General features: G+C 73.9%; 20 protein-coding genes. 16 read left to right on the forward strand and 4 right to left on the reverse strand.

The window, feature by feature from the left end; genetic code table 11:
- Positions 1-222: 222 nt before the first annotated feature.
- The 3 genes from ACIOGZ_RS40660 to ACIOGZ_RS40670 all read left to right on the forward strand — a co-directional run bounded on the left by ACIOGZ_RS40660 (position 223) and on the right by ACIOGZ_RS40670 (position 1,906).
- Positions 223-690: a hypothetical protein gene (locus ACIOGZ_RS40660; RefSeq protein WP_400989639.1), complete on the forward strand. Its 468-nt coding sequence runs from the start codon at positions 223-225 to the stop codon at positions 688-690.
- The gene (locus ACIOGZ_RS40665) at positions 690-1,142 is read left to right on the forward strand and encodes a cupredoxin domain-containing protein (protein WP_400989641.1); all 453 of its coding nucleotides are present in this window, start codon (positions 690-692) and stop codon (positions 1,140-1,142) included. Before ACIOGZ_RS40660 ends, ACIOGZ_RS40665 begins: the two co-directional genes overlap by 1 nt.
- Before the next feature lie 134 nt (positions 1,143-1,276).
- A complete protein-coding gene (locus ACIOGZ_RS40670; protein ID WP_400989643.1) occupies positions 1,277-1,906 on the forward strand; it encodes a hypothetical protein in 630 nt (209 codons plus the stop codon).
- Positions 1,907-1,916: 10 nt separating this feature from the next.
- Here ACIOGZ_RS40670 and ACIOGZ_RS40675 read toward each other — a convergent pair whose 3' ends face one another.
- Positions 1,917-2,369: a hypothetical protein gene (locus ACIOGZ_RS40675; protein WP_363579906.1), complete on the reverse strand. Its 453-nt coding sequence runs from the start codon at positions 2,367-2,369 to the stop codon at positions 1,917-1,919.
- 599 nt (positions 2,370-2,968) lie between these two features.
- Here ACIOGZ_RS40675 and ACIOGZ_RS40680 point away from each other — a divergent pair.
- Both ACIOGZ_RS40680 and ACIOGZ_RS40685 read left to right on the forward strand, forming a co-directional pair.
- Positions 2,969-4,156 carry an alpha/beta hydrolase-fold protein gene (locus tag ACIOGZ_RS40680; RefSeq protein ID WP_363632708.1) on the forward strand — a complete coding sequence of 396 codons (1,188 nt, stop codon included), beginning with the start codon at positions 2,969-2,971 and terminating at the stop codon, positions 4,154-4,156.
- A 178-nt stretch (positions 4,157-4,334) separates the two neighbouring features.
- Positions 4,335-5,846, forward strand: a complete 1,512-nt coding sequence (locus ACIOGZ_RS40685) for an ABC transporter ATP-binding protein (protein ID WP_400989645.1) — start codon at positions 4,335-4,337, stop codon at positions 5,844-5,846.
- 74 nt (positions 5,847-5,920) lie between these two features.
- On the opposite strand, the gene ACIOGZ_RS40690 is transcribed toward ACIOGZ_RS40685, so the two are convergent.
- Positions 5,921-6,409: a universal stress protein gene (locus tag ACIOGZ_RS40690; RefSeq protein WP_063346559.1), complete on the reverse strand. Its 489-nt coding sequence runs from the start codon at positions 6,407-6,409 to the stop codon at positions 5,921-5,923.
- Between the two features lie 169 nt (positions 6,410-6,578).
- Positions 6,579-8,813 carry a potassium-transporting ATPase subunit KdpB gene (gene kdpB, locus ACIOGZ_RS40695; RefSeq protein ID WP_400330107.1) on the reverse strand — a complete coding sequence of 745 codons (2,235 nt, stop codon included), beginning with the start codon at positions 8,811-8,813 and terminating at the stop codon, positions 6,579-6,581.
- Between the two features lie 379 nt (positions 8,814-9,192).
- On the opposite strand from kdpB, the gene ACIOGZ_RS40700 reads away from it, so the two are divergent.
- Both ACIOGZ_RS40700 and lysA read left to right on the forward strand, forming a co-directional pair.
- Positions 9,193-9,387, forward strand: coding sequence for a hypothetical protein (locus ACIOGZ_RS40700; RefSeq protein WP_400843281.1), 195 nt, complete (start codon positions 9,193-9,195; stop codon positions 9,385-9,387).
- Between the two features lie 50 nt (positions 9,388-9,437).
- Complete coding sequence (gene lysA / locus ACIOGZ_RS40705; RefSeq protein WP_363579911.1) at positions 9,438-10,829, forward strand: diaminopimelate decarboxylase; 1,392 nt, start codon at positions 9,438-9,440, stop codon at positions 10,827-10,829.
- Positions 10,830-10,885: 56 nt separating this feature from the next.
- On the opposite strand, the gene ACIOGZ_RS40710 is transcribed toward lysA, so the two are convergent.
- Positions 10,886-11,647, reverse strand: a complete 762-nt coding sequence (locus ACIOGZ_RS40710; protein WP_400989647.1) for a maleylpyruvate isomerase family mycothiol-dependent enzyme — start codon at positions 11,645-11,647, stop codon at positions 10,886-10,888.
- Between the two features lie 63 nt (positions 11,648-11,710).
- Here ACIOGZ_RS40710 and ACIOGZ_RS40715 point away from each other — a divergent pair, with 63 nt between their 5' ends.
- The 9 genes from ACIOGZ_RS40715 to ACIOGZ_RS40755 all read left to right on the forward strand — a co-directional run bounded on the left by ACIOGZ_RS40715 (position 11,711) and on the right by ACIOGZ_RS40755 (position 21,812).
- Entirely contained in the window at positions 11,711-12,649 is a 939-nt protein-coding gene (locus ACIOGZ_RS40715) for a MerR family transcriptional regulator (RefSeq protein ID WP_400989649.1), read from the forward strand.
- Between the two features lie 110 nt (positions 12,650-12,759).
- The gene (locus tag ACIOGZ_RS40720; RefSeq protein ID WP_363626198.1) at positions 12,760-13,356 is read left to right on the forward strand and encodes an isochorismatase family protein; all 597 of its coding nucleotides are present in this window, start codon (positions 12,760-12,762) and stop codon (positions 13,354-13,356) included.
- 281 nt (positions 13,357-13,637) lie between these two features.
- Positions 13,638-14,372, forward strand: coding sequence for a hypothetical protein (locus ACIOGZ_RS40725; RefSeq protein WP_400989651.1), 735 nt, complete (start codon positions 13,638-13,640; stop codon positions 14,370-14,372).
- Between the two features lie 20 nt (positions 14,373-14,392).
- Positions 14,393-15,619: a radical SAM protein gene (locus ACIOGZ_RS40730; RefSeq protein WP_363579916.1), complete on the forward strand. Its 1,227-nt coding sequence runs from the start codon at positions 14,393-14,395 to the stop codon at positions 15,617-15,619.
- 205 nt (positions 15,620-15,824) lie between these two features.
- Positions 15,825-17,168, forward strand: coding sequence for an ABC transporter substrate-binding protein (locus ACIOGZ_RS40735; protein ID WP_400803365.1), 1,344 nt, complete (start codon positions 15,825-15,827; stop codon positions 17,166-17,168).
- Complete coding sequence (locus tag ACIOGZ_RS40740) at positions 17,165-18,085, forward strand: sugar ABC transporter permease (protein WP_363579918.1); 921 nt, start codon at positions 17,165-17,167, stop codon at positions 18,083-18,085. The genes ACIOGZ_RS40735 and ACIOGZ_RS40740 overlap by 4 nt, the downstream gene beginning before the upstream one ends.
- 71 nt (positions 18,086-18,156) lie before the next feature.
- The gene (locus tag ACIOGZ_RS40745) at positions 18,157-18,987 is read left to right on the forward strand and encodes a carbohydrate ABC transporter permease (RefSeq protein ID WP_363579919.1); all 831 of its coding nucleotides are present in this window, start codon (positions 18,157-18,159) and stop codon (positions 18,985-18,987) included.
- A gap of 2 nt (positions 18,988-18,989) precedes the next feature.
- A complete protein-coding gene (locus ACIOGZ_RS40750; protein ID WP_400989653.1) occupies positions 18,990-20,702 on the forward strand; it encodes a glycoside hydrolase family 36 protein in 1,713 nt (570 codons plus the stop codon).
- A 57-nt stretch (positions 20,703-20,759) separates the two neighbouring features.
- Positions 20,760-21,812 (forward strand): LacI family DNA-binding transcriptional regulator, encoded by a 1,053-nt coding sequence (locus ACIOGZ_RS40755; RefSeq protein ID WP_363626189.1) that lies wholly within the window; start codon positions 20,760-20,762, stop codon positions 21,810-21,812.
- The last annotated feature ends 4 nt before the right edge of the window (positions 21,813-21,816 follow it).

The raw sequence follows: 21,816 nt of genomic DNA on the forward strand, positions 1-21,816 counted from the left end.
GCGGCCCGGCCCGGTGGTGACGGTCGGTCGGCGGCGGGTTGGGCCGGTGGTGATGCCGGGTCACCGCCGCGCTGGGCCGTTGGTGACGGCGGGTCGCCGCCGTGGCTGGGCTGTCCGTGCGACGGGTCCCCGCCTCGGCGCGCGGGCCACTGGCGGGGCGGTTAGCGTCGGCCGCAACACGGTTTCAGTTATGGGAGGTTGGCAGTGCAGCGGTGGATCATTGTGACGGCCCTCACCACGGCCCTCGGCGGGCTCACGGCACCCGCCCTGGCCGCCGACCCGGCGCCGGCCGCGGCTTCGGTGGCCGCCCCGGCCCGGGTGCGGGACGGGGACGCGGCCCCCACGGGCGTCACTCTCGGTGAGGCCCGGATCGACCCGAAGGTGCCCGGCCGGGTCCGGGTCGACGTCGAGTACGTCTGCGGGGTCGCGGAGGAGGCCCGGTCGCTCACCGTCTCGGTCGAGCAGCGGGACCCGGAGGACACCTCCTCGATGGCCTTCGGCTCCAGCCGGACGGCCGAGGCGGACGTGATCTGCGACGGCACGGCGCGGCAGCGGCAGCTCGTCGTCCAGTCCAAGACGGTCAACTGGATCCCGGGCGCGGACGCCGTCCTGATCGCCACGGTCTCCGACCTCGGCGCCACCCCGCCCGCGTCCTCCGACGCCCGGCGGGTCCCGCTCTTCGGCTCCTGATGCGTCCGCGGGCCCGGGCCGTGGCCGCCGTGCTCCTCGGCGCCGCCCTCGCCGCCTGCTCCGTCCGCGTGGGCGGCCCGGACTCAGGCCCGGACTCGGGCTCGACCTCAGTCGCGACCTCGGGCGTGACCTCGGGCCCGGGGCCGACCGGGTCCGTTTCGGCGACCCCGGCCGCCTCGCCGTCCTCGGCCACCGCTCCCGCCCCGGGGGTGGTGGCCATCAGGGACTTCGCGTTCGAGCCGGCCGACTTCACCATCCGCCCGGGCGCCGTCGTCACGGTCCGCAACGCCGACACCGTCGACCACACCCTCACCGCCCAGGACCGCAGTTTCGACACCGGCACCATTGCCCCGGGCGCGTCCGCGACCTTCACCGCGCCGGCCCGGCCGGGCGCCTCCTCGTACCTGTGCACCCTGCACCACTTCATGCGGGGGATCCTGACGGTGTCCTGAGCCGACCGGTCCGTCGGCCGCGCGGGTGCCGGCCGCTCCTGAATCGCAAGCCCACAGGTGAACGGGGCTGCTGCTATCCGCCGCCATGTTCTACAGTTCTGTAGAACTAGGAGAACAGTGAACGGGGGCACGGCATGGACAGGCCGCTTCGACTGCCGCAGCAGGATCGGGCCGACTTCGAGACGGAACTGGGGAGGGCGCTGGCCGGGTCGCAGGTGCGGGCGGCCCTGCGGGCGGTGGGGGACGAGGGGCCGGGGGTGGAGCGGTTGCGGCGGAGCGCCCGGGAGAACGCGGAGTTCGTGCTGGCGGCGGCGGCGCCCGAGTACGAGCGGTACGCGGCGCTGCGGGCGGACCAGGACGCGGTGGCGCGGCTGCCGGTGGACGAGCCGGGGCGGCAGCGGGTGTCCGGGTGGTGGGGGGTGCTGGGGGTGATCGTGCCGATCGTCGCCGGGGTGGCCGCCGCGATCTTCCTGCTGCTCGGGTACGCGCTGGGGCTGGCGGACGACGCCGAGGTGCTGGGGCACGCGCTGGTCGGCGCCGGGTGGGTGGCGGCCGGGGTGGCCGCGGTGAGCCTGCTGGTGGGCGGACTGGGACTGCTGGGCGCGGCCTCGCGGTCGAGGTCGGCGGAGTCCGGCGGGGAGACCGGCGTGCTGGGGGAGCTGGGGCTGGCGCGGGACGCCTGGCGGTCGGCGCTGGCGGAGCGCGGCCTGGTGCCGTTCCTGCTGGCGCAGGCGGGCGCGGGGGCGCCCGGCCGGCGCCGCTGACGCCGTCGGCTCAGTCGTGGCGGGTGCGGGCGGCGTCGACGAGGAGGTGGGCGGCGTCGAGCGGGATGCCGAGTCGGCGGGCGATCCACGGGGCCGGGCGGCCGGCCCGGGCGAGCATCCAGGCGGAGTACAACTGGCCCAGCTGCGGGGCCTGGTGGGCGAGGAGGAGTGGGCGCACGGCGTCCATCGGGAAGTCTTCGAGGGCGCGGGCGCTGTACTCGCGGCCGTTGGGGCCGGGCGGGGGTAACGGGAGTGGGCGGCGGGTGTCGAGCCAGCGTCCGAGCAGCACCGCGCCGACCGCCAGGAGGCCGGAGCCGGAGGCGCCGATCAGGACGGCGTTGATGACCGGGCGGTCCTCCTCCTCGGCCAGGCCGAGGGCGAGTTCCTCGGCGACGAGCAGGGCGAGGACGGTGAGCAGCACCGCGGCTTCGGCGGGGCGCGGGTAGGGCCGGGACGTCGTCATGGGATACCTCTCCTCGGCGGGGGAGACCGGGGCGGGCGAAGGGGCCGCGGACGGCGGTGGCGGCAGGGCCGACGTGTGGGACGTGGCGCCAAGAAGACTTGACGTTGCGTCAGGAAGTCCGGGCGACGGGCGTGTTCACCGTCTCGACCGTGCTCACCGTCTGCCGGAGGCGGACCGGGGTATGCGGGGGTGGGGGTGGGTGGTGCGGCCCGCACTGCTGCTGTCCATGCGTCTCGCCTCCTTCCGGTCGGGCGCGCCATGCTGGTGCGTTCGTCGACGGGGCAAGGGGGGGTCATCCTCGGACTTCGGGACAGCATAGCCCGGGCCTCACGCCAACTTCGACACCCTTGTCGAAGTTGGCGCCGGTGGGAGAGCCCGCCGTTGGACGATCGACCAGGTGGGGCCGGGTGCGGCTGATGTGCGGGCCCACTCGCGCCCGGCCGGTCGCCGCCGCTTCAATCGCCGTACCGAAGGAACGGGACCGGCCGGGGGCGATGGAGCGACATGGATCTGAACACGGTGGCCGACCGGAGGGAGTGACGTTCGGTCCCGCCCTGGTTACCCTGGGTCGCGCCGTCGGACGCGCCCAGGGAGGCCGGATGGGACTCACCAGTCACAAGCTGCTGGCGCTGGCGGCGCTGTTCGCGGTGTGCACGGTGCTCGGCACGCTCTGGGTCTGGCCCCGGCTGGCCGTCCGCAGCTGGCCCGCGGTGTTCCTGCGGCTCGGGACGATCGCCGTCACCCAGTTCGCGCTGCTGGCCACCCTCGGGCTCGCCGTCAACGACGACTTCGTGTTCTACAGCAGTTGGTCCGACCTGTTCGGGCGCGACCGCGGGGCGGGCGTCATCCAGGCGGGCGGCCCGTCTGCCAGCCCGACCGTCGTTCCGTCCGGAGGGCCTGGCGGCACCCCCGGCGGCACCCCGGCCGAGGTGCCCGCCGGGGTGCAGGTGCTCGGCACCGCCGAGATCACCGGCGCGGACGGGGCCGACCGCGGCCCGGCCACCATCGGGCGGCTCGACCGGGTGCGGCTGCCCGGCGGCACCACCGGGCTCAGCACCGACGGGTACGTCTACCTGCCGCCGCAGTACTTCCGGCCCGGCGCCGAGACCCGGCACTTCCCGGCCGTGCTGGTGATGACCGGCTTCCCGGGGGACGCCGCCAACCTGGTCACCAAGCTGCGCTACCCGGCGTACGAACTCGACCTGCTGCGCCGGGGGGCGATGAAGCCGACCGTCCTGGTGCTGGTGCGCCCCTCGCCGTCGATGCCGCGCGACAGCGAGTGCGAGGACGTCCCGAACGGCCCGCAGGCCCAGCGCTACTTCACCACCGACGTGCCGGCCGACCTGCGGGCCTCCTACCGGGTGCTCGACGGCACCGGCAGCCTCGGCGTGATCGGCGACTCCACCGGGGGCTACTGCGCCGTCAAGCTCGGCATGGTCCACCCGGAGACCTTCCCGGTGGCGGTCTCGCTGTCCGGCTACTTCAAGGCCGCCGAGGACGTGACCACCGGCGACCTCTTCGGCGGCAGCCGGCAGCGGCGCGACGAGGCCGACCTGAACTGGCGCCTGGCCCACCTGCCGATGCCCGCCCTGGCCGTGCTCCTCGCCGACAGCAAGGAGGACGGCCACGGCTACGCCGACTCCGTGGCCTTCGCCGCGGCCGCCCGCCCGCCGCTGGTGGTCGCCCAGGCCACCGTGGAGACCGGCGGGCACAACTTCACCACCTGGACCAGGCTGCTCCCGCCGTCGCTGACCTGGTTGAGCGACCACCTGCACGACCCGCAGTGACACCAGCCGCGCGGCGGGCACGCGCCGGGCACGTTCTGGTGCCGACGGCCGGACGGCGGCCGAGAACGTCGGCGGGGTGGTCACTCCTGAGCCATTGTGTGGCAGGAGGGTTGCCGGGGGCTCAACTTCAGGATAGGCAAACCTAAGTGCTTTCGGTTCGGGGGTGAGGACGCGCGGAATGACTGTGACCGAGAACCCGACCGCCCGGGTCGACCGGCTCGCCATCGCCCTCGCGGATGGCACCCCGCTGCTCGCCCCGGTCAGCCTCGATCTGCGCCCCGGACGCGTGCACGCCGTCACCGGCCCCTCGGGCGCGGGCAAGACCACCCTGCTGCACGCCCTCGCCGGAGCCCTGCCCCCGGGCGCCCGGGCCACCGGGCTGGTCACCGTCCTCGGCCAGGACGTCCTCTCCCTCGCTCCCGAAGCGCTGCGCCGGTTGCGCCGTCACCGGCTCGCCTTCCTCGGCCAGGACCAGGGTTCGGGCCTCAACCCCCGGACGCGGGTCGCCGGACTGCCCGCCGGGGCCGCCGCCGACCGCGGCCCCGAAGCCGTGGGCGACCTGCTCGCCCGGGTCCGACTGCCCGCCGACCAGCGGCTCGAACGCCGCCTCCCCGGCGCCCTCGCCCTCCCAGGTGCCCCCTCCGGCGGTCAGCAGCGCCGCGTCGCCCTCACCCGGGCCCTCGCCCGCCGCCCCGACCTGCTGCTCCTCGACGAACCCGGCGCCGGCCTGGACCCCGCCCTGCGGGACGAGATCGCCGACCTGTTGCGCGAACTCGCCCGCCGGCACGGCATCGCCGTCGCGCTCGCCAGCCACGACGCCGCCTTCGTCGCCCGCTGCGCCGACGAGGTGCTCGTCCTCGCCCCGGCCCGCCCCGGGGCGGGCGGCGGCGCCATCCGGACCGGGGCCGGCCGTACGTCCGGACCGGTCGCGGCGCGCACCGCCGTCGGGCTGGCCGCGCTCGGCGTCGAAGCCCACGTCGGGTACGGGCGCGGGCGGCGCCGGATCCTCACCGGGGTCGACCTGCACCTCGCGCCCGGCAGCTGCACCGGCATCATCGGCCCCTCCGGCGCGGGCAAGACCACCCTCGTCCGGGTCCTCGCCGGGCTCCACCCGCCCACCGGCGGCACCCTCACCCTGGACGGCGCCCCGCTGGCCGGCTCGCACCACGCCCGCACCCGCGAGCAGCGCCGCAGCGTCCAACTCGTCCCGCAGAACCCGCTCGGCGCGCTCAACCCGGCCCGGACGGTCGGCGCCACCCTCACCCGTCCGCTGAGGCTGCACCACACCACCCCGCACGAGCAGTGCCCCGGCCGGGTCGCCGAACTGCTGGCCGCCGTCGGCCTTCCCGCCGACCTGGCCGCCCGGCACCCGCCCGAGCTGTCCGGCGGCCAGCGTCAACGCGTCGCCATCGCCCGGGCGTTGGCGGCCGAGCCGGACGTCCTGCTGTGCGACGAGGTGACCTCCGGGCTGGACGCCGACACGGCCGCGGGCATCGTGACCCTGCTGGGCCGGCTGCGCGCCGAGCGCGGGGTGGCGCTGGCGCTGATCAGCCACGACCTACCGCTGGTGCGCGAACACGCGGACGCGGTGGTGCAGTTGGGGGAGGCGCCGGGGCGGGCCCGGACCAGGGGCCCTGGACCGGCGGGCCCGGGCGCGATGGCGCCCGCCGGCTCGGCGTGGGTGAGGTGACGCGTCGAGCCGGCGGGCGGGTTCGGGGGAGCTGCTCAGGGCCTGTCCGGCGAGATCCGGGGGACACGCCCCAGCTAGGCGCGCCCCAGCAGCGGGAGCGGTGCCCCGGTGCGGGCGGGGAGTTCGAGCCGGGTCAGCAGCGCGGAGGGCGACACCTCGACCACCCGGCAGCCCGCGCGGTGGCGGCAGTGCCGGGCCACCGAGCCGTGCCGCAGCCGGTCGAACCGTCGGCGGGTGGCGGCGCCGAGGACCAGCAGGTCCTCCGGCCCGGTGACGGCGCCGACCAGGGCCGGCCCGGGCTCGGCCTTGACCACCAGCGGGTGGATGACCAGCCCGGCCGGGTAGCCGCCGTAGGCCTGTTCGAAGGCGATGTCCAGCCGCCGCCGGGCGGCGTGCTCCAGTTCGGACAGCGGGCGCAGGCCGTCGCGTTCGCCCGCGTTCCACGCGGCCACCGGCACCAGCACGGCCTCGCTGCGGGCCGCCTCGCCGACGGCGTGGTAGAGGGCGGCCAGACTGCTCAGTGATCCGCTCAGGCCGACGATCACTCGGGTGGTCCCGGTCATGGCCGTTCGCCTCCGTTTCTCCGGTCGGGTACTCCCGGTTCCGTACTCCTTGGTTCGGATGATTCCAGTGAACCCCGGAACCGGTCCGTCCGTACCGCCGCTGATGGCTCCATGACGCCGGTCGCACACTTCTTGACGGCCTTCTGACAGCTCCGGCGCGCCGTGCGGCTCAGCCGAGGCCCGGCACGAACTGGATCAGCAGGTCGATCGCCTTGATGCCGAGGAACGGCAGGATCAGCCCGCCCAGCCCGTACACCCGCAGGTTGCGGCGGAGCAGGTCGGTGGCGGAGGCGGGCTGGTAGCGGACGCCGCGCAGGGCCAGCGGGATCAGGGCGACGATGATCAGCGCGTTGAAGATGATCGCGGAGGCGATCGCCGAGGTCGGGCTGTGCAGTTCCATGATGTTGAGGTGGTGCAGCCCGGGGTAGGCGTTCGCGAACATCGCGGGGATGATCGCGAAGAACTTGGCCACGTCGTTGGTGATCGAGAAGGTGGTCAACGCACCGCGGGTGATGAGGAGTTGCTTGCCGACCCGGATGATGTCGATCAGCTTCGCCGGGTTGGAGTCGAGGTCGACCATGTTGCCGGCCTCCTTGGCGGCCGGGGTGCCGGAGTTCATCGCGACCCCGACGTCGGCCTGGGCGAGCGCGGGGGCGTCGTTGGTGCCGTCGCCGGTCATCGCGACCATGTTCCCGGCGGCCTGCTCGCGGCGCAGGTGGGCGAGCTTGTCCTCGGGGGTGGCCTCGGCGAGGAAGTCGTCCACCCCGGCCTCGGCGGCGATGGCGCGGGCGGTGAGCGGGTTGTCGCCGGTGACCATGACGGTGCGGATGCCCATCCTGCGCAGCTCGGCGAAGCGCTCGGCGATGCCCTCCTTCACCACGTCCTTGAGTTCGACCACGCCCAGCGCGCGGGCGCCGTGCCGGTCGTGGACGGCGACCAGCAGCGGGGTGCCGCCGGCCTCGGCGATCCGGTCCACCAGCGGCTTGGCCTCCATCGGCATCCGCCCGCCGGACTCCACCACCCAGCGGGCGACGGCGCCGGCGGCGCCCTTGCGGATCAGGCAGTTCGTCCCGTCGGGCCAGGTCAGGTCGACGCCGCTCATCCGGCTGTGAGCGGTGAACGGGACGGGCCGCTGCTCGCCGAGTTCGCCGGGGGCGCGGGGCGGCACCCAGTACTGACGGTTCGTCAGTTCGACGAGCGAGCGCCCCTCGGGGGTCTCGTCCGCGACGGAGGCCAACTGGGCGGCCTCGGCGAGCTGTTCGGTGCTCGCGCCGGGCAGCGGGTGCAGTGCGACAGCCCGGCGGTTGCCGTGGGTGATGGTGCCGGTCTTGTCGAGCAGCAGCACGTCGACGTCCCCGGCGGCCTCGACGGCCCGGCCGGAGAGGGCGACGACGTTGCGCTGGACCAGCCGGTCCATCCCGGCGATGCCGATCGCGGACAGCAGTGCGCCGATGGTGGTCGGGATGAGCGCGACCATCAGGGCGACCAGCACCACGGTAGTCTGCGGCGCGTGCGCGTAGATCGCCATCGGCTGGAGCGAGACCACCGAGAGCAGGAAGACGATGGTGAGCGAGGCGAGCAGGATGTTGAGCGCGATCTCGTTCGGGGTCTTCTGCCGGTTGGCGCCCTCCACCAGGGCGATCATGCGGTCGACGAAGCTCTGCCCGGGCCGGGAGGTGACCCGGACGACCAGGTGGTCGGAAAGCACCCTGGTGCCGCCGGTGACGCCGGTGCGGTCACCGCCGGACTCGCGGATCACCGGCGCGGACTCCCCGGTGATCGCCGACTCGTCGACGGAGGCCACCCCCTCGACCACCTCGCCGTCCTGCGGCACGACCTCGCCGGCCGGCACCAGCACCACGTCGTGCAGCATCAACTGCTCGGCGGGGATCACCTCGTGGCGGTGGTCGCGGGTGCCGACCCGCCAGTGCAGCAGCCGCCGGGCGGTGGTCCCGGCCTGGGTGCGGCGCAGCGACTCGGCCTGCGCCTTGCCCCGGCTCTCGGCGACGGCCTCGGCGAGGTTGGCGAACAGCACGGTCAGCCAGAGCCAGAAGCCGATCACCCAGGCGAACACGCTCGGGTGGATCACCGCGCTGAGCGTGGTGAGCGCGGAGCCGGTCTCCACCACGAGCATCACCGGGTTGCGCATCATGGTGCGCGGGTGGAGCTTGCGGACGGCGGCGGGCAGGGCCTCGGTGAGCTGGCGGCGGGTGATGAGCCGGCGGCGGCCGCCGTCCGGGCCGGTCGGCCGGTGGCTCGGGTGGTGGCTCGGGTGGTGCTGCGGTTGGTGCGGCCGGTCGTCCGGTCGGTCGTGCGGGGGTTGCTCGCGGACGCCCTCCGGGCGGCGGAACCAGTCGGTTCGGGGCGTGGTGGTGTCCGGGGGAGTGAGGGCCGAACGGCGCATCGTCTCGGAAGACCTTCCGGGCCGCCCCGGGCTGCGGGGCAACGGGGCGGCGGACTCGGTGGCGGCGGGGACGGCGGCCAGCCCACCACCGGATCCGCGCCCGCCACGCGCCTCTTGACGCGGGCTTGGCGTGCGGGCGGCCGTCCTTGACGGCTCCCTGACATCCGGACCGGGTGGGCATTCGGGCGGTCGTACGGACGTTCGGGGTCGGGTGCGGCCGTACGGGTGATGACCGGGGCGGCGGATGTCAGGAAGGCGTCAAGGACGCACGGCGGAGCGTAGGCCACGCGTCAAGGCCCGGTGCGATCGGCGTTCGGTGGGCATCCACTGGAACCGAGGGCCGCACCACGGTGGCCCGCCCGAGCCCGAGGAGCCTTCCGTGAGCAGCACGATCGTCACCGCCGTCGACCAGTCGCCGCGCCGCCTGGTCCGCCTGGTGCCCGCCGGTGTCCGGCAGGACCGGCAGGAGCTTCAGGACAGCCCCGAGCCGCCCGAACCGGCGCCCGCGCCCACGGTCGGCCGCGACCGCGGCCGCCCGGCGCACTGCCGGATCGCGATGCAGTTCGAGGACTGACCCCGCCCACCGCGTGCCGCAACCCCGCCCCGCCCCGTAGGAGTACCGCCATGACGCAGCTGACCGCCCCGTCCGTCCCCTCCGCCGTCCCCGCCCCCTCCACCGGCACCTCCACCGCCCGCCCCGACGCCCCGGCCGTCGACGCGCTCGGCGGCCCCTGGCCGGCCTCGGCGCGGCCCGGCCCCGGCGGCGACGTGCTGGTCGGCGGGGTGGGGCTGGCGGAGGCGGCCGAGCGGTTCGGCACCCCGCTGTACGTCCTGGACGAGGCCGAGGTGCGCAACCGCGCCCGGGCGTACCGGCGGGCGCTGCCGCACGCCGAGGTGCTGTACGCCGCCAAGGCGTTCCTGTGCAGCGCGATGGCCGACTGGGTGGCCGAGGAGGGCCTGGGCCTGGACGTCTGCTCCTCCGGCGAGCTGTGGCTGGCCGCCTCGGCCGGCTTCCCGGCGCAGCGGATCCTGCTGCACGGCAACGCCAAGTCCCCGGAGGAACTGCGGCTGGCCCGGCGGCTGCGGGTCGGGCGGATCGTGATCGACGGACCGGCGGAGATCGCCCGGCTGGCCGCCCTGGTGGCCGCCGACACCCCGCAGCGGGTACTCGTCCGGGTCGTCCCGGGGATCGCCGCCGGGCACCACACGGCGGTCCAGACGGGAGTGGGCGGGCAGAAGTTCGGCTTCCCGATCGAGGGCGGCGACGCGGCCGACGCGATCGCCCGGGTGCTCGACCAGCCCGGGCTCGAACTGGCCGGCCTGCACTGCCACCTGGGCTCGCAGATCACCGAGGTCGAGCCCTACCTCCAGGCGGTGGACGCGCTGGTGCGGCTGCTCGCGGAGATCCGGGAGCAGCACGGCGTGGAACTGCCCGAACTGGACCTCGGCGGCGGCCACGGCATCCGCTACCTGCCGGGGGACGCCGAGTTCGACGTCGCCGACTTCGCCGTCCGGGTGACCGACCGGCTGGCGGTGCGCTGCGCCGAGGCGGGCCTGGAGGTGCCGCGGCTGATCGTCGAGCCCGGCCGCGCGCTGGCCGGCCCGGCCGCCGTCGCCGTGTACCGGGTGCTGTCGGTGAAGCACACCGCGGACGGCCACTGCTTCGCCGCCGTGGACGGCGGGATGAGCGACAACCCGCGCCCGGCGCTGTACGGATCGCCGTACAGCGTCCGCCTGGTGGGCCGCCGTTCGGAGGCGGGCGCGGCCCGGGTGGACGTGGTGGGCCGGCACTGCGAGGCCGGCGACGTGCTGGTCCGTGACGCCGTGCTGCCCGCCGACCTGCGTGCGGGGGACCTGCTGGCCGTCCCGGCGGCCGGGGCGTACCAGCTGTCGATGGCCTCCGGCTACAACCTGGTCGGCCGCCCGGCGGTGGCCGCCGTCAAGGACGGCCGGGCCCGCCTGCTGATCCGCCGGGAGACGGTCGAGGACTTCCGCCTCCGCGAGGTCGGCCGGTAGCCGAATACCGTTGCGTGAGAAGTCGGCCCCGCCGACTTCTCACGCAGCTCTGGTAGCTAGAAGGCCGTGTGGATCAGCCAGTGGTCCAGCAAAGCGCGGTCGCCCGTCACCGTCACCCGGTCGTCCTGCGGCGGGAGGCGGCGGGAGACCACCAGCATGAGGTCCGCCACCGCGCCCGACACCACCACGTCGGCCTCGACCCGCCCGCGCTCCCACCGCAGCGCCTCGGGCGCCCTGGTGACCACCCAGCCCTCCGTGGACCTCGGCCGGAACCCGACCCGCTCGCCCCGGCCGCGCAGCTCGGCGACCGCCGGCCTGACCGACTCGAAGGCCGGCGTGCACAGCAGGTCGAGGTTCTCGCTGATCACGTCGGCCGCGAGGTCGTCGGCGATCTCGAACGCGGTGCCCGTCGCCGACGCCGCGTCGTAGTGATGGACGCAGGTGTCGCTCAGCTGCCTGCGGAGCCAGAACGCCGCCGGCCGTGGCCCGAAGAACGTGGGCAACTCGGTGTCCGCGCCGGTCTCCTGGACCGCGCGGACCAGGTCCTCCGCGCCCTCGCGCAGCCACCGAGCCCACCCGTCCGGGGCGCCGGGATCGGCCTGCCACGGGTCGGGGGCGGGCAACTGCTCGCGCGTGCGCACGAGTTCGGCCGCCCACCGGTGCTCCTGGCCGACGTGCCCGACGAGGGTGCGCAGCGGCCACTGCGGGCAGGTGGGCACCGGGGTGTCCGGGTCCCTTCCGGCGACCGCGCGGCCTGTCCTCGCGCTCTGCTCCCGCAGTCCCTCCACGAGCCGTGCGGTGTCCAGTGTTGATGTCATGACGGCGCTCCTCTCTCGGGGTTACCTGGGTACGGTAGGAACTCCAGTCCGGTGGAGGTTCAAGTGCCTTTGCTCGATGAGACGTTGGGGATCGGCGAGCTGGCCCGGCTGACCGGCGTGCCGGTGCGGACCATCCGCTTCTACTGCGACGAGGGCATCGTCGACTCGGTGCGCAGCACGGGCGGGCACCGCAGGTTCGACCACGTGGCCGTGGAGCGGCTGGGCCTGGTCAGACGGCTGCGCAGGCTCGGGCTCGGGCTGCCCTCGGTCAGGCAGGTGCTCGCCGGAGAACGTTCCGTGGCCGAGGTCGTCGCGGCCGAGCGGGCCGCGCTCGACGTGCGGCTCGCGGACCTGGCCTGGCGGCGGGCCTCGCTGCGCGCTGTCGAGGAGGCCGGACCGGCCGACCGGGCCGCCAGGCTGGAGCTGCTGGCCGCGATGGAGGGCGGGGGAGCCGCCCGTGACGCGCTGATCGGCTTCTGGAGGCGCGCGATGGCCGCCCCGGTGTCGGAGGCGATGCTCACCGCGTTCGTGGCGATCGCCGTACCCGAGCCGCCCGCCGACCCGACCCCGCCGCAGGTGGTCGCGTTCGCCGAACTGTTCGCCCTGGCCGGTGACCGGGAACTGAGCCGCGGCCTGCTGGCCAGGGCGCGGGCCGGCGCCACGCTGATCGCCGACGAGGACGAGTTGGTGAGCGGGATCGGCGAGGCGTGCGCGCTGGCCCAGCCCCTGGTGCGGGCGGGTGAGCAGCCCCGGGCGGGCCCCGCGCTCGACCGGTTCGTCGCGGCCCACGCCGCCGTCCGCGGCGACCGCGACACCCCGAAGTTCAGGGGCCGCCTGCTGGCTTACGTGGCCGTCGACCGGGACCCGCGGATGCGCCGCTACTGGCGGCTCGTGGCCGAGGCGAGCGGGGATCCGGTCACCGTCGGCCTGTCCTACCTGTGGCTGACCGACTCCCTCGAACGCTCCGCTGCGGGCCTTGGCGGCGCCGCCGGGGCGTGCTGATCGCCGCGCCAGGCCCGTCCGGGTGAACGGCAGCCCGGGTTGCTTCGTCCACGCACCTCGAAGGCGTCAAGCTGGCCGCGAAATCCGTACCCCCGAGGAAAGGCCGGTCGATGGCTCGCGCGCTGATCGTGGTGGATGTGCAGAAGGACTTCTGTGAGGGAGGGAGCGTCCCGGTCGGCGGGGGCGCCGACCGGGCCCGGGCGATCGCCGAGCTGGTCCAGGGCCCGGAGCGGGAGGGCTGGGCGCGGGTGGTCGCGACCCGGGACCACCACATCGACCCGGGCCCGCACTTCTCCGCGCGGCCGGACTTCCGGGAGTCCTTCCCGGTGCACTGCGTGGTCGGCAGCGAGGGCGGCGAGTTCCACCCGTCCTTCGCGCCCGCCGTCGACGCGGGCGCGGTGGACGAGGTGTTCTTCAAGGGCGCGCACTCGGCGTCCAAGAGCGGGTTCGAGGGCTTCGCGGCGGACGGCACCCGGCTCGCCGACTGGCTGCGCGGCCAGGGCGTGGACGCGGTGGACGTGGTCGGGATCGCCACCGACCACTGCGTGAAGGCGACGGCGCTGGACGCCGTGAAGGCCGGGTTCGCGACCAGGGTGCTGCTGGACTACACGGCGGGCGTGGCCACCGACACCACGGTCACCGCCCTCGGCGAACTCCGGCAGGCGGGCGTGGACCTGACGGGCACGCCGGTCGTGCTGGCCGGATGAGGTTTGCGCGAGAAGTCGGCCCGGCCGACTTCTCGCGCAGGTGTGGTTCAGATGTCTCGATGCCCACCCGATCCACGTGTCGCGGGCGGCACTTGAGTGACTGGTTGAGACCGCTTGTGTCGGTCCGTCAGCTGTGGTGTGTGAGATATGTGGTGCAAACACGACCATTTGTGGCGGGTCGCTGTTAGGGTGCCCATCTGAACGCCAACTCTCCATGATGTGAGCGGCATTGGAAGAGAGGGCGTCGACTCCACCTCCGTAGCCGACACCCGAGGAAGCGCGTGAGAGCCGAAGACGTCCCCCTGCTGTTCCAGGAGCTGGCCCGCGAGTTCGCGGACGTGACCGACATGTCAGTGGCGGCGACCGGCTCGTTGGCCCGAGGCGAGCACCGCACCGGGCCCGCCGGCGACATCGTCTCCAACCTCGACCTGATCCACGTCGTGGCCGACGGGGCCGACGTGCCGGAGGTCCGGGCCGTGCTGGGGCGGACGATGCGGCGGATCTCCGACACGTTCCGGATCGAGACGACGTCCGTCATAGCCAGGCTCCCGGCGTTCCGGCTGGCCGGCCACGCCCACTACCGGATCAGCATGCGGCCCGAGTGGTTCTGCGACGGCCTCGGGCTCGGGCCGGAGGCCTTCGACCACTCCGGCCACGACGAGGACGACCCGGGCGAGGCGCTGGCCTGGATGATGCAGCCCGTCCCCTACTACCTGGCCAAGGCGACCATCCTGGACCCGACGACCAACCTCGCCAAGGCCCGCAGGGCGGCGATGCGACTGGCCGACCGGTTCGACCTGGAGGACATCCGCGAGGGCCTCGACGACCTGCCGGGCTCGCTGCGCACCTTGATCGCCAAGCACGACATCACCCCGCTCGAATCCACCGCCCGCTACCTCGCCGCCCCCACCCACCCCGCCATCGCACAGCTCGTCCGCGACGCGGTCTTCGTCGAGGGCATGGGCCTGTCGTCCGCCGACTCGATGGTCGTCATGCTGCCGTCCGCCCCGAACTGACCCGTACCGGAGAACACCGAATGCCCACCCGGCAGCACGTGGAGATCCTGCCCCCGCACCCGTTGCGGGCCGGCTACGACCGGGCCCTGGCGCGCGGGTCGATAGCCGATGCGTTCCAAAGGCGCCTGGAACCCGCCAACTTCACCCCCGGCTACCTCGGCGCCCTGACCGAGCGGGTCGAACAGGCCCTGGGCCAGGACCCGGGGGACGAGGCCATGCGGTGGCGCCTGGCCTTCCTCCTGCTCCAGAACAACGCCACCGCGGCCGGCGTCGAACGGGCCGGGGAACTGCTCGCCGGCTCCACCCTCCCGCAGGCCGTCCGCCTGGCCCGGCTGGTGGCCGGGATCCGCAGCAGGGCCGACCAGCCGCGTACCGGCCGCCGCGTCCGGCGGGTCAACTGGTCGATCAACAACCGCTGTCCGATGTCCTGCCAGGGCTGCTACAACCCGTTCGCGGCGGAGCAGATCGACCTCGACCAGGCCAGGCGGATCGTCGGGAAGCTGGCCGCGCACGGGACCACCGACCTGGTCCTGGCCGGAGGTGACCCGCTGCTGTGGCCGCCGGTCTTCGACGTGGTTGACCACGCCATCGCCAGTGGTCTCAAGGTCGGCCTCGACACCACCGGCTACACGCTCACCGCCGAGAAGCTCTCCCGGCTCCACGGCCTGTCCTCGCTGCGGCTGCCACTGGACGCCGTCACGCCGGAGGTGCAGCGCGCCTTCCGCCGGAGCCCGGACGACAGGCTCCTCGACGCGCTGCTGGAGTCCCTGGCCCTGTGCGACGCCGAGGGCTTCGACCGGGTGCGGGTGCACACCGTGGCGAGTGCCGAGAACCTCCACCAGCTGCCGGAGCTCGCCGCGGAGGTGCTGTCCCACCCGTCGGTCGCCCAGTGGGTGATCTTCCAGTGGTGGGGCCGGCGGGCCTCGCCGGCCACGGTGCGCAGGCTCGGCGTGGCGGTGGAGGAGGTCCGCGCGGTCGTCGACGGGATCCGGCGCGACCACCCCGGCCGGGAGATCCACCTCGCGGAGAGCAGCGAGCGGGAGCTGCTGAACTGGATGATCCAGTCGAGCGGGCAGGTGGTCACCTTCGGGTCGGGCGCGGAGGAGGAGTTCATCCTGGGCAACCTCCTGACCGACGAGGTCGAGGAGATCCTGACCCATCCGATCCTGGACTTCGAGGCCATGGCGCGGGGGATCCCGGTCACCCCGGGAACCGTGTTCGGCGCTCCGGACGCGGTCCTGGGATAACAGAACGGTTTCGGAGCCCACCCTCTCCGCGCCCAGGTCTTGACGGCGCGGGGAGGGTGGGCGTTTGCTGTGACCCGCTCGTTCGAACCTGTTTGGTTCTGGTTTGTTTTGTGTATTTGAACGTTCAAAACCCTTCAAGCTCCCTCCCCTTGCCTCGCCCTTCCTGCCTCAAACCCTTCCTCGCCACCCCTCAGAGAGGAATGCAATGTCACACCTTTCCCGTCGTGATCTGCTCCGAGCCTCAGGAGCGGGCCTGCTGGCCCTGACCGCCGGCGGCACGCTCGCAGCCTGCGGCGACTCCGGCTCCGGGGGCGCCTCGGGCGGGGACGCCGACACCGGCAACATCACCGTCTGGTCCTGGGCCACGGCCGCCGAAGCCCTGCGCGGGATCGTCCCGGCCTTCCAGAAGGACAACCCGGGGATCACGGTCGACGTCCAGGACATCGGCGAACCGGCCATCTGGGACAAGATCACCGTCGGCCTGGCGGCCGGCGGCCAAGGCCTCGGCGACGTGCTGCACATCGGCTGCGACTACCTGCCCGGATACCAGGAGAAGTTCCCCGGCGGCCTGGCCGACCTCTCCGCGCTCGGCGCCGACGCGCACAAGGACAAGTTCGCCAAGGGCCTGTGGCCCGTCGTCAGCGGCAAGGACGGCCACGCCTACGCACTGCCCTGGGAGGTCAACCCGCTCGGCTTCTTCTACCGCAAGGACTACTTCGACAAGGCGGGCATCGACCCCGAGTCCTTCGCCACCTGGGACGACCTGCTCGCCGTGGCCGACCGTTTCAAGGCCGCCAACCCCGGCGTCGCCCTGATCGGCATCAACAGGGCCGCCAACCCCACCCCCGACCTGGACTTCGTCCAGGCCCTGATGCAGCTCCAGGGCGCCTTCTACTTCGACCTCCAGGGCAAGATCACCGTCGGCTCGGAGGCGGCCGTGCGCGCCCTGACCATCGTCAAGCGGCTGGACGAGGCCGGGCTGATCGGCGACACCCCCGGCGTCCAGAGCTGGCCGCCCGTGATGAAGGCCGGCAAGCTCGCGGTGGCCGCGATGCCCGCCTGGGTCGCGCACTACCTGGAGAAGAAGATCCCCGACCAGAGCGGCAACTGGCGTCTCACCAAGCCCCCGGCGGTCACCCCCGGCGGCAAGCGCACCGCCCTGGTCAACTCCACCCACCTGGCCGTCGCCGCCTCCAGCCCGCGCCGCCGCGCCGCCTGGAAGTTCGTCGAGTACACGGTCACCCGCCCGGCCTCGGTGAACGCCATGTTCAACGCGGGCGGCGTCTTCCCGGCCCTCACCGAGGCCTACGCCGACCCGCTGTACGCCGCGCCGAGCGCCTACTACGGCGGGCAGCCGGTGCTCAGGACCTTCGCCGACCTCGCCACCGAGGGCGGCTACCCCACCAACTACTCCGGTGACTACGCCCGCGCCCTCAAGCTCGTCAGCGACGCCCAGGTCAAGGTCCTCCTCAAGGGCGCCGACCCGGCCGCCGTCCTCCAGGACGCCGCCAAGCAGCTCGCCCAGCAGACCGGGCGCGGTATCGCATGAGTGCCGCCAGCCCGCCCGCCGCCCTCTCCAGGAGGTCCGCAGCGCGGCGCCGGTCCCGCCGGCGGCGCGCCGCCGTACCGTACCTGCTGCTCGCGCCCGCCCTGCTGACCTTCGGCGTGTTCAAGGCCTACCCGGTCGTCGAGTCGCTGCTGCTCTCCTTCACCACCGGCTCCGGCGCCGCCACCCGCGACGCAGGCCTCGCCAACTACCGGCGCCTGCTGGACGACCCGCTGTTCTGGACGGCCCTGTCCAACACCGGCGAGATCCTCGTCATGCAGGTCCCGCTGATGCTCGGACTGGCCCTGCTGATGGCCGTCGGCATCAACTCCGCGGTGGTGCGCTGGCGCACGGTGTGGCGCCTCGGCGTCTTCATGCCCTCGGTCACCGGCCTGGTCGCCACCGGCGTGATCTTCGCCTACCTGCTCAAGACCGACGACGGTGCGGTCAACTGGGTGCTGAACGCCGTCGGCCTGCCCTCCGTCGACTGGCTGGGCCAGCCCGTCTGGGCCCGGGCGGCCGTCGTCGTGGTGCTCACCTGGCACTACACCGGATACAACGCCGTCATCTACCTCGCCGGACTCCAGTCCATTCCTAGGGAGTTGTACGAGGCCGCGATGGTCGACGGCGCCGGACCGATCCGCCGCTTCACCTCCGTCACCGTCCCCGCGCTGCGCCCGGTGCTGCTGTTCACGGTCGTGCTCTCGACCATCGGAACGCTCCAGCTCTTCGACGAGCCGTACGTACTGACCGGCGGCGGGCCGGACAACGCCACCCTGACCGTCTCCATGTACCTGTACCAGAACGGCTTCCGGTACTACGACTTCGGCTACGCCTCCGCCGTCGCCTACGCGCTCACCCTGCTCGTGACGGTGCTCGGCGCCGTCCAGATGCGCCTGATGGGAGAGCGCGACAAGTGACCTCCCAAAGCGATACCTCCCAAAGCGATACCTCCAAGAGCGATACCCCCCAGAGCGAGGCCTCCGAGCGCGTGAACCCCCTCAAGAAGCTGCGCGGCTGGCCGCTGACCTTCCTCCTCGCCGGCATCACCGGGCTGTCGATCGCCCCCTTCTACTGGCTGGTGGTCTCCGCCACCCGCAAGGACACCGAGGTCTTCGACTGGCCGCCCAAGCTGCTGCCCGGCGGGAGCCTCGGCGAGAACCTGAGCCACCTGGAGCAGAAGATCGGCCTGCTCAGGGTCGTCGGGAACTCCCTGCTGGTGGCGGGGGTCCAGACGCTGGGCGCCCTCGTGGTGGCGCTGCTCGCGGGCTACGCCTTCGCCAAGTTCCGCTTCCGCGGCCGGACCCTGCTGTTCGCCCTGCTGTTCTCCACCCTCGTGGTGCCCGAACAGGTCATGCTGGTACCGCTGTTCAAGATGATGACGAACTTCGGCCTGCTGGACACCTACCAGGCGCTGATCCTGCCCGGCCTGTGCGTGCCCTTCGCCATCTTCCTGATGCGGCAGTCGCTGAGCAGCCTGCCGGACGAACTCCTGGACGCCGCCCGGGTCGACGGCGCGGGCGAGTTCCGGGTGCTGTTCAGCGTGGTGGTACCGGTCATGAGGCCCGTGCTGGCAGCCCTCTCGATCTTCCTCTTCCTCGGCTCCTGGAACCAGTTCGTCTGGCCGCTGATCGCTCTGCGCAGCCCCGGGATGCACACCCTGCCGGTCGCCCTCGCGACCCTGCACGGCAACAAGAGCAACACCGACTACGGCGCGATCCTCTCCGGCACCGCGCTGTCCACCCTGCCGATGATGGTCCTCTTCCTGGTCCTCCAGCGGCAGTTCATCTCCGGCCTGCTGGCCGGCGCCACGAAGGGCTGAACATGACCGAGATCTGGGAACCGCACGCCCCCGCCGTCGCCGGCGGCCTGCGTTCGCTCTACGCAGAGGGCCTGGACCTGCGGGTCAGCGGGAACGCGAGCGCCCGCGGGGCGGGTGACGGAATCGTTGAGGTGACCGCCGAAGGGACGGGCGACGTCCGGATCGAGTGGCGGGTGCCGTGCGTGGACGCCACCGCGTTCTGGACGCCCGAGCCGCGCGGCACCGGCTGGCTGCCCGCCGCGTGGAGCGCTCCGCGCCGCACCAGCCTGGCCAACGGCGCCCCGATCGCCGCCCTGATCGGCACCGGCGACATCGCCATCTGCGCCTTCGCGGCCGAGCGCGCCGACGTCCTGGCCGGCGCCGGAGTGCTGGAGGAGACCGGGGAGTTCCGGTTCTGGGCGCAGGCCGCCGGCCGGCTGACCGTCCGCATCGACACATCCCGCCGGCACTTCGCCCGCTGCCTGGCCGGCCTCGCCGCCTGGTGGTGGACCGACCGCGAGGCCGACATCCCCGAGGCCGCCCGCCGCCCCGCCTACTCCACCTGGTACTCGATGCACCAGGACGTCTCGCCGAAGGCCGTCGAGACCCAGGCCGCGCTCGGCAAGGAGCTCGGCATGGACGTCATCATCGTCGACGACGGCTGGATGACCGCCGACCGCACCCGCGGCTACGCGCACTGCGGGGACTGGGAGCCGGTCTCGCTGCCCGACACCGCCGCCCACGTCCAGCGCGTCCACGACCTCGGCGTGCAGTACCTGCTCTGGTACGCGCTGCCGTTCATCGGCAAGGACAGCGCAGCCTTCGAGGCGATCGGCCGCTACGCGCTCGCCGACGCCGCCCACATGGGCGCGGTCGTCGCCGACCCGCGCTACCCCGAGGTCCGCGAGTTCCTGACCGGCCGGCTCGCCCGCGCCGTCGAGGAGTGGGGCATGGACGGACTGAAGGTCGACTTCGTCGACTGGTTCGCCCGCGCCGACGCGCCGGAGGCCGGGCCCGAGGCCGACTGCGCCACCGTGGACGAGGGCGTCGAGCGGCTGCTCGCCGCCATCCGCCGCCGGATCACCGCGGTCAAGCCGGGGGCGATGATCGAGCACCGCCAGCCGTACGTCAGCCCCGGCCTGTGGCCGTACGTCACCATGGTCCGCGCCACCGACTGCCCGCTCAGCCCGCAGGAGAACCGGCAGCGCACCATCGACGTGCGGCTCGCCGCCGGGCCCGTCCCGGTCCACGCCGACATGCTGATGTGGCACCCGGCCGAGCCGCCCGAGCAGATCGCCTGCCACCTGATCAACGTGCTGTTCTCGGTGCCGCAGGTCTCCGTCGACCTCGCGGCGCAGAGCCCCGGGCAGCGCGAGGCGATCGCCTTCTGGCTCGGCGTCTTCCGCGAGCACGTCGCCACCCTGCAGCTCGGCGAGCTGCGCCCGGCCCGGCCGGACCTCGGCTACCCGATGGTCACCGCCGTCGGCGGCGGCACCGTCGCGGTGGCCCGCTACGCCGCGCTGCCGGTGGACGTCTCCGGCGCGGACTGGCGCACCCTGCTGGTCGCCAACGCCGACGCCGACCCGGACGTCCGGCTCACCGGCGGGGGCGGGACGGCCGAGGCCACCGTGCAGGACGCCCGAGGGCGTATCGTCCGGCAGGGCGAGGTCGAGCTCGACCGGGCGGGCGGCATCGCCGTGCCGCGCGGTGGGCTGCTGACCCTGCGCCGTCCGTAGAACCGAGCAGTGGTACCGAGCACCCGTCAGACCCGAGCAGCCGTCCTGGAGCCTCCGATGCCCGAGGGAACACCCCGACCGCGCCGCGGCGCCACCACCATCGAGGAGGTGGCCCGCGCGGCCGGGGTGTCCCGGCAGACCGTCTCCAACGCGCTCAACGCCCCCCAGCGGGTCCGCCCGGACACGCTGGCCCGGGTGACCGCGGCGATCCGCGAACTCGGCTACCAGCCCGACCAGTCGGCGCGTTCGCTGCGCAGCGGCGCCCGGCGCACCCTCGGCTACCTCGCCCCGGTGGACGACCCGTTCGACCCCAACCCGCTGATGGCCGGCTTCCTGGAGGCGCTGGTCGACGCGGCGGGGGCGCAGGGGCAGCGGGTGCTGCTGTTCCGTCCGGGGCAGGGTGCGGCCGAGAGCGGGGTCCAGCGGGCGGCCGGCCCGCTGGCGGCCATCGACGAACTGGTGGCGGCCCGTCAGGTCGACGGGCTGGTGCTGGCGGACGTGCTGGGCGACGACCCCCGGATCGGGCACGTCGTCCGGGCCGGCCTCCCGTTCGTCACCTTCGGGCGGACGGGCCCGGGGCAGCCCCAGCACTGGGTCGACATCGCCAACGACACGGCGATGGCCGTGGTGGTGCGGCATCTGGCGGGGCTCGGCCACCGCCGGATCGGGTACGTCGGCCGCGCCGAGGACCTGCCGTGGATGGCCGCCCGGCGGGCGGGCTTCCTCGCCGAGGCGGCCCGGCTGGGCCTGTCCGCGGTGACGGCGGCGCGGCCGGACGTCGCGGCCGTGCGGGAGCTGCTGCGCGGGCCCGAGCGGCCGACGGCCTTCGCGGCGGGCAGCGACCTGCTGGCGCTGGACGTCTACGAGGCGGTCCGGGCGGAGGGATCGGCGGTCGGGCCGGCGGGGGTGGCGGTCACCGGTTTCCACGACACGCCGCTCTGCCGCCACCTGCACCCCGCGCTGACCTCGGTGCGGCTCCCGCTGCGGGCGATCGCCGCCGCCCTGGTGGAGCGGCTGCTCGGCCAGGTGCGCGGGGAGGCGCCGCCGGCGGGCGGTCTTGAGTTGGCCGCCGAGCTGGTGGTGCGGGCGAGTTCCCGGACGGGTCCGTAGGGGG

It is taken from the genome of Kitasatospora sp. NPDC088160 (assembly GCF_044741445.1).
Lineage (GTDB): Bacteria > Actinomycetota > Actinomycetes > Streptomycetales > Streptomycetaceae > Kitasatospora.